This window comes from Corallococcus sp. CA047B, assembly GCF_003612065.1.
Taxonomy (GTDB): domain Bacteria; phylum Myxococcota; class Myxococcia; order Myxococcales; family Myxococcaceae; genus Corallococcus; species Corallococcus praedator.
Genome location: NZ_RAWD01000420.1, coordinates 1 through 6,836 on the forward strand (window position 1 = coordinate 1; position 6,836 = coordinate 6,836).

Below are 6,836 nucleotides of genomic sequence, written 5' to 3' on the forward strand. Positions count from 1 at the left end.
GAGCTGACCTGGTCGGAGGGGGTCTGCTCGGGTTCGGGGCTCGCGCCGCAGCCAAAAGCATGGAGTGCCAGCAGCAGCGTGCTGGAGGTGAAGACAAAACGATTTCGCATCAGGAGGGGGTGTCCTTGTGCTGGGGCCACGAGACGGGAGGGGCCGCGACGCCATCGCCAGCGGCCCCTTCCCCACGCCCTGGCTCCGTGCGCTTGCGTGCCACGGTGGGGCCGAGCGCCTGGCGGGTCTCTGTGGCCCGGTGAAGGCGTTCTCCGCCGGGGCTTTTGCAAACCCTGGCGTTCGTGAACACTTCCCATCACGGCCCCAGTGGTAGCGGCCCCCGATTGCCCGCCTCCCCACGCCTTCCGCACGCCTGCTTTCGCGATACTTCGCTTTTCCCGAAGCTTTGCGTCCGGATTCCCTATTTGCCGAAGAGTCCCCTGGCTCCTATTTCAAGGGGGTTGGCTTTCTGCCCCCCCTTTCCAGGTGACGCCTTGGACTCAATACAAACCATCGGCAGCCCCCTCATGTGGGGCGGCTTCATCGCCTTTGTCTTCGCGATGCTCGCGTTGGACCTGGGCGTCTTCCACCGCAAGGCCCACGCGATCAGCTTCAAGGAGGCCGGTGCGTGGAGCGCGGTGTGGGTGAGCCTGGCGCTGACCTTCAACGCGGTCCTCTGGTGGCGCTACGGCTCCGGGCCGGGGATGGAGTTCCTCACCGGCTACCTCATCGAGAAGTCGCTCTCCGTCGACAACATCTTCGTCTTCGTCGTCATCTTCTCCGCGCTGAAGATTCCGGCGCTCTACCAGCACCGGGTGCTCTTCTGGGGCATCCTGAGCGCGCTGGTGCTGCGCGCGGCGATGATCTTCGCGGGCGTGGCGATGCTGGAGCGCTTCCACTGGCTCATCTACGTCTTCGGCGCGTTCCTCATCCTCACGGGCGTCAAGCTCTTCATCCAGCGCAACGCGGAGGAGCACCCGGAGGACGGCTGGCTCATGCGCACCGCCCGCCGGGTGATTCCCTCCACGCCGAAGTTCGACGGGCAGCACTTCCTCACGGTGGAGAACGGCCGCAAGCTGGCGACGCCGCTCCTGATGGCGCTGCTGCTGGTGGAAGCGTCCGACGTGCTCTTCGCGCTGGACTCCATCCCGGCCATCTTCGCCGTGACGCGCGACCCGTTCATCGTCTTCACGTCCAACATCTTCGCCATCCTGGGCCTGCGCTCGCTCTTCTTCCTGATGGCCGGGGCGATGGAGAAGTTCACCTACCTGAAGGTGGGCCTGTCCGGCGTCCTCATCTTCGTGGGCGCGAAGATGGCGCTGGTGGACGTGGTGCACCTGTCGCCCGCGGTGTCGCTGGGGGTCATCGCGCTGGTGCTGGGCTCCAGCATCGTGGCCTCGCTGGTGAAGGCCCGCCACACGCCGCCGCATGAGCCGCAGGCGCCCGCGCCGGACGCGAAGCTCCCGTCCGCGACCAAGGCCTGAGCCGCTTCAGCCTTCCTGACATTCAACAGCTGTGGGTCCCATGGGGTGTGGGGCTCCAGGCCCGGGCCCTCGATGCGCGTGGGGGCTCGGGCCGTTTTCCTGGGGGCCGCTGTCTGTCAGTGCGCCCGCGACAGCTCCATGAACTCCAGCCAGGAGCGGACGACGGCCTCGAACTCCTCCAGGGGCAGATCCTGGGAGCGTCCGGGGATGGTCTCCTCGCTGTGGATGGAGGCCCGCGCGCGGGACAGCTCCAGGCTCCATGCGTCGCCGGTGACGTCCCAGCGCTCGCGCTTGCCGTGTCGTACGGCGTTGAGGACGCGCAGCATCTTCTCCGCCCGGGCCGGCTCGAAGCCCAGCTCCTGGGCCAGGTAGTCCGCCAGCACGTCGTCCGGAGGAAGGCCGTTCACGACCGCACGACCCTGCTGATCCCACGTGAATCGCAATGTCCTGGGCACGCCGTGACGGTGACACAGCGGCTGGATCTTTCCCCAGACCCGCCCGCGTCGATTGCGCCGGAACCTGACACTGGAGGCCCCCGCGCGTGAGGCAGCGGACGGGCCCCTGCCCGGCGACCGCGCACCAGTGTTGGAAGGTGGAAAAGCGAAAGGCCGTGAGCCCTGGAAGGACTCACGGCCTCATTCGCTTCGTGTGGGCGCAGCAGGGCTTGAACCTGCGACCCCTGCCGTGTGAAGGCAGTGCTCTACCACTGAGCTATGCGCCCGACTGCTGTGTGCCGCCGCGCCCCACCGCTGCGCAACGGACGCGGCGATAAGTGCCATTCGTCCGCGTAGGTGTCAACGCAATTTCTAGGAGGACCCTTCCGACAGCGCCTCCAACTTCTCGTCCAGCTCGCGCAGGCGGCGCTTGAGGCCCGCCAGCTGCTTGCCCACGGCCTTGAACTCGCTCTTGGGCGCGAAGTGCAGGGCCTTCATCACCTCGTCCTGGCCCCGGTCGAGCGCCTGCTTGCCGCGCTGGACCCGGCCAATGGCATTGGCGACCGCCAGGGCGCGCTTCTCGTCGCCCATGAGCTTCTCCATGGCCTTGCCGGAGAGCCCCAGCGCCTGCTTCTTCAACGTGTCCCGGATGCCCATGGGTGCGCGCTCCTGTGGCCTCAGGGGCCGTCGGGGAACTCGGTCTTCAGGGAGGCGAAGACGCGGTCCGCGATGCCCTTGTAGCGCATGCGTTCGATGAGCGGTTGCAGGTCGCCGCGCATGGAGATGCGGCGCTTGAGCACGGCCTCCACCGGATCGAGCGTGCCCAGCAGCAGCTGCTTCCAGACGGAATACGGCGCGCGCGCCAGGTACACCGGCTCCAGCTCCTCCAGGTCGTCCGGATCCGACAGGACGCGGGCCTTCTCGATGCGGCAGTCCCCGGGGACGACGTGCACCACGAAGGGTTTGGCCAGCTTGCCCGGCTCCGCTTCGATGATGGCCCCGAAGTCGCCCTTCCAGCCCTTGCCGGCCATGGCGCACTCGGGATCCGAGTTCGTGAGCCGGACGGCCTCGTCCAGCCATTCCTTCGACGGAAACTTCGGCATCGCTTCCCCTACCCCCTGCGGAAGATGCTCTTGATGCTGGAGAAGAGGCCCCGGTCGTCATTGGACGCGGTGCTGCTGGCGGGGGCCGCCGGCGCGTTGCGCGCGGCCACTTCCTGCAGTGCCTTCTTCAACTGCTCCGGCGTGTCGCGCGTGGCCAGGTCCACCTTGCGCAACGTGCCGCTGTTGTCCTCCACCTGCACCTGGAGCAGACACTCCTCGGTGAGGCGGAAATCGATCTTCCGGCCCGCGGACGTGGCCGGCACGCGCACCGTGCCCAGGTACTCGTTGTCCACCATCAGGTCGCTGTCGCCCTGGTAGATGTCCAGCTCGATGAAGGGCGAGCCCGCGTCCTTGGGCGGCGGCAGGCGGAAGCTCTTCACCATCGGGATGAGCGAGTTCTTCTCGATGATGCGCTTCACGCGGCCGTTGGGCATCGCGTAGCCGATGGGCATGGACAGCGCGTCCAGCAGCGTCACCGCGTCGATGCTGCCCAGCGAGTCGCCCAGCAGCGCCGCGCCCAGGGCCACGCACTCGTCCGGGTGCACGCCCTTGCGCGGGGCCTTGCCGAAGTGGGCCTGGATCTTCTGCTGCACCAGCGGCATGCGGCTCTGGCCGCCCACCAGGATGATCTCGTCGATCTCCGAGCGGGAGATGCCCTTCTCCGCGAGCACGCGGTCGCAGATCTCGAAGGTGCGGTCCACCAGGTCGCCCGTGAGGTTGTTCAGATAGTCGCGGGTGAGCGGGATGCGCAGGTCCAGCGGCTTGCCCTTGCGCTCCTCGATGTACGGCAGGTCGATGACGACGTTCGGGATGAGCGTCAGGTCGATCTTCGCCGCCTCGGCGGCGTTCTTGATGCGCTGGAGCGCGATGGGGCTTTCGGCGAGGTCGACCTTGGTCTCGTCGCGGAAGCGCTCCAGCACGTACTCCATGATGCGGTTGTCGAAGTCCGCGCCGCCCAGGAACGTGTCGCCGCCGGTGGCGAGCACCTCGAAGACGTTGCCGGCCAGGTGCAGCACGCTGACGTCGAAGGTGCCGCCGCCCAGGTCATAGACGAGGATCTTCTGATCCAGGCCCCGGTTGAAGCCGTACGCGAGCGCCGCGGCGGTGGGCTCGTTGACGATGCGCTTGACGTCGAAGCCCGCCAGCCGCCCGGCTTCCTTCACCGCATTGCGCTGGTTGTCGTTGTAGTAGGCCGGGACGGAGATGACGGCCGCGTCGATGGGGCCGCCCAGGAACTGCTCGGCGATGGTCTTCAGCTGCGAGAGCACGAAGCTGGAGATCTGCGGCAGCGAGTACAGCTTGCCGCCCATCGTCACCGCGGCGTCCCCGTTGGGGTCCTCCACGATGTCGTAGGGGAAGTACCCCTTGAGGTCGTCCACCGCCTTCGAATGGAACTTGCGGCCGATCAGCCGCTTGGTGCCCCAGAGCGTGTTCTTGGGGTTGGTCACCATCTGGTCCTTGGCGACGCCGCCGACCAGGAGATCGTTCTTGGAGGAGAGCGCGACCACGGAGGGCAGGATGAGATTGCCGCGATCCGTGGGGACGATCTTCGGGATGCGGTTGCGCACGGACGCCACCAGGGTGTTGGTGGTGCCCAGGTCAATCCCGACGATGCGTGGTCTGTCCGCCATGAAGTTCAGCGAGCGCACGCCAGGGGGAGGCCGCGCCCGTTCTCACTCTCTAGCACGTCGTGCCGTTACGTGCGCGTTTCTAGGCGGATGCTTCCTCCCTGGCTGTAGTTCCGACCGGGCAGCACGCCGAGGGCCCCTGTCGCTGGCCGGGCAGCCGGGGCCCGGGCCGGGTCCGATGCCCTCCGGGGCCGTCCCCTAGGGCTCCAGGTCGGGATCCGGCCCCAGCTCCCGGACGCGGATCAGCCCGTCGGGTTCCGGGGGCGGCAGCGCCTCGCACACCGCGTCAGGACCGACGGGCAGCTCGGACAGGAAGCGCGACGGCGTCAACAGGAGGCGCCCGTCCTCCCGGGGCAGCGAGGTGTGGGGGTACACGAGCCAGAGCGCCTCCCGGGCCCGCGTGACGGCGACGTAGAAGAGCCGGCGCTCCTCCTCCTCGGCCTCGGGGCTCCGGGTGGCGAGCGACAGCGGGAAGCGCCCATCCACCAGCCCCAGGACGAAGACGGACCGCCACTCCAGGCCCTTGGCCTGGTGGACCGTGGACAGGGTGAGCACGTCGTCCGGCGCTTCGCCGTCCAGGGCCCCCTGCGCGGAGAACTCGGCGACCAGGGCGATGTCGGACAGGAAGCGGGGCACGTCCTCGAAGCGCTCGGCGAACTCCTGGAGCTGGCGCAGGTCCTGCGCGCGCAGGTCGGCCACGTCGGAGGCCGCCGTGGGCTCCCTCGCCGCGAGCACGTCCGCGAGCAGGGCCCCCGGCCCCCGCGGCCCCCCGGCGGAGAGCGTGGTGAAGAGGGCCTGGAAGCGCTGGAACCCGGCCTGGGCCTTGCGCGGCACATGGGCCAGCACGTCCGGGTGCGTCAGTGCCTCCGGGAGGGGCAGCTCCTGGGGCAGCGCCCCCAGGGCGGTCCACAGGTGTTCGGTGCTGGCGGAGCCCACGCCGGAGAGCCTGCGCACCAGCCGCTTGAAGGCCAGTTCATCCGTGCGGTTGTGCACCCATCTCAGGTGCGCGAGCGCGTCCTTGATGTGGGCCTGCTCGAAGAAGCGCACCCCGGAGCGCACCCGGAACGGCAGGCCGTTGCGCGCCAGCTCCACCTGGAGCTCCAGCGAGTGCAGGTGGGCGCGGTAGAGCACGGCCATGGACTCCAGCCGCTGGCCCTGGGCGCGCAGCGCGAGGACGCGCTCGGTGACGAAGGTGGCCTGCCCCTTCACGTCGCGGGTGGGGACCACCTGGGGCACCGGCCCCGGGGCGGCGTCGGACACCAGGGCCTTGGGGAACTGGCGCGTGTTGCGCGCGATGACCGCGTTGGCCATCCGCAGCACCTGGGGCGTGGAGCGGTAGTTGCGCGTGAGCGGGTAGATGCCGCAGCCAGGGTAGCGCTGGGGGAAGTCGATGATGTTGGTGAACTCCGCGCCGCGGAAGCTGTAGATGGACTGGCAGTCGTCGCCCACGACGGTGAGGTTGCGGCGCTCGCCCACGAGCAGGTCCACGAGGTCGCCCTGGAGGCGGTTGGTGTCCTGGTACTCGTCCACGAGCACGCCCTGGAAGCGCGCCGTGAGCTCCGCGCGGATGACGGGATGCTCCTCCAAGAGCCGCTTCAGGTGCGCGAGCAGGTCGTCGTAGTCCATCAGGTGCATCTGCGCCTTGCGCTGCTGGAAGCGGCGGGCGGTGGCGAACACCTCGGGCGCGACGGGGAGCATCTGGGGACGGCGGTCCACCAGCACCTGGGACACCGGCTGCTGGAGGTTCGTGGCCAGCGAGACCAGATCCAACAGCGCGTCCGGACGCGGGAAGCGCTTGTCGCTGCGCAGCTTGCGCTCGGCCAGGCACGTGGCCATCAGGTCGCGTGAGTCCTCGCGATCCAACACCGTGAAGGCGGTGGAGAAGCCCAGCGCGCCCGCGTGCTCGCGCAGCAGCATGTGCGCGGCGTGGTGGAAGGTACCGCCCATGAGCCGGCTGACGTCCGCGAACCCACCGGCCAGCTCCTCCACGCGGCGGATCATCTCGCGCGCGGCCTTGTTGGTGAACGTGAGCAGGAGCAGCGAGTCCGGGGGAACGCCCCGCTCCAGCATGCGCGCCACGCGATACGTGAGCGTGCGCGTCTTGCCGGAGCCCGCCCCGGCGATGACGAGCACCGGGCCCTCCCCTGCCCTGTCTCTTATACTCATCTGACGCTGCCGACGATCGCATAAGTGTAG

General features: G+C 68.7%; 5 protein-coding genes and 1 tRNA gene. 1 reads left to right on the top strand and 5 read right to left on the bottom strand.

Annotation, left to right across the window (positions count from 1 at the left end; translation table 11 throughout):
- The first annotated feature begins 518 nt into the window (after window positions 1-518).
- Window positions 519-1,475: a TerC family protein gene (locus D7X74_RS37620; protein ID WP_370450852.1), complete on the top strand. Its 957-nt coding sequence runs from the start codon at window positions 519-521 to the stop codon at window positions 1,473-1,475.
- A 116-nt stretch (window positions 1,476-1,591) separates the two neighbouring features.
- On the opposite strand, the gene D7X74_RS37625 is transcribed toward D7X74_RS37620, so the two are convergent.
- The 5 genes from D7X74_RS37625 to D7X74_RS37645 form a co-directional block, all read right to left on the bottom strand.
- Window positions 1,592-1,882, bottom strand: coding sequence for a hypothetical protein (locus D7X74_RS37625; RefSeq protein WP_199732980.1), 291 nt, complete (start codon window positions 1,880-1,882; stop codon window positions 1,592-1,594).
- A gap of 242 nt (window positions 1,883-2,124) precedes the next feature.
- Window positions 2,125-2,196: transfer RNA gene (locus tag D7X74_RS37630), tRNA-Val, on the bottom strand.
- 85 nt (window positions 2,197-2,281) lie between these two features.
- The gene (locus D7X74_RS37635; protein WP_120537804.1) at window positions 2,282-2,566 is read right to left on the bottom strand and encodes a hypothetical protein; all 285 of its coding nucleotides are present in this window, start codon (window positions 2,564-2,566) and stop codon (window positions 2,282-2,284) included.
- Window positions 2,567-2,586: 20 nt separating this feature from the next.
- A complete protein-coding gene (locus tag D7X74_RS37640) occupies window positions 2,587-3,012 on the bottom strand; it encodes a hypothetical protein (protein WP_120537805.1) in 426 nt (141 codons plus the stop codon).
- An 8-nt stretch (window positions 3,013-3,020) separates the two neighbouring features.
- Window positions 3,021-4,643 carry an Hsp70 family protein gene (locus D7X74_RS37645; RefSeq protein WP_120537806.1) on the bottom strand — a complete coding sequence of 541 codons (1,623 nt, stop codon included), beginning with the start codon at window positions 4,641-4,643 and terminating at the stop codon, window positions 3,021-3,023.
- Window positions 4,644-6,836 lie beyond the last annotated feature (2,193 nt).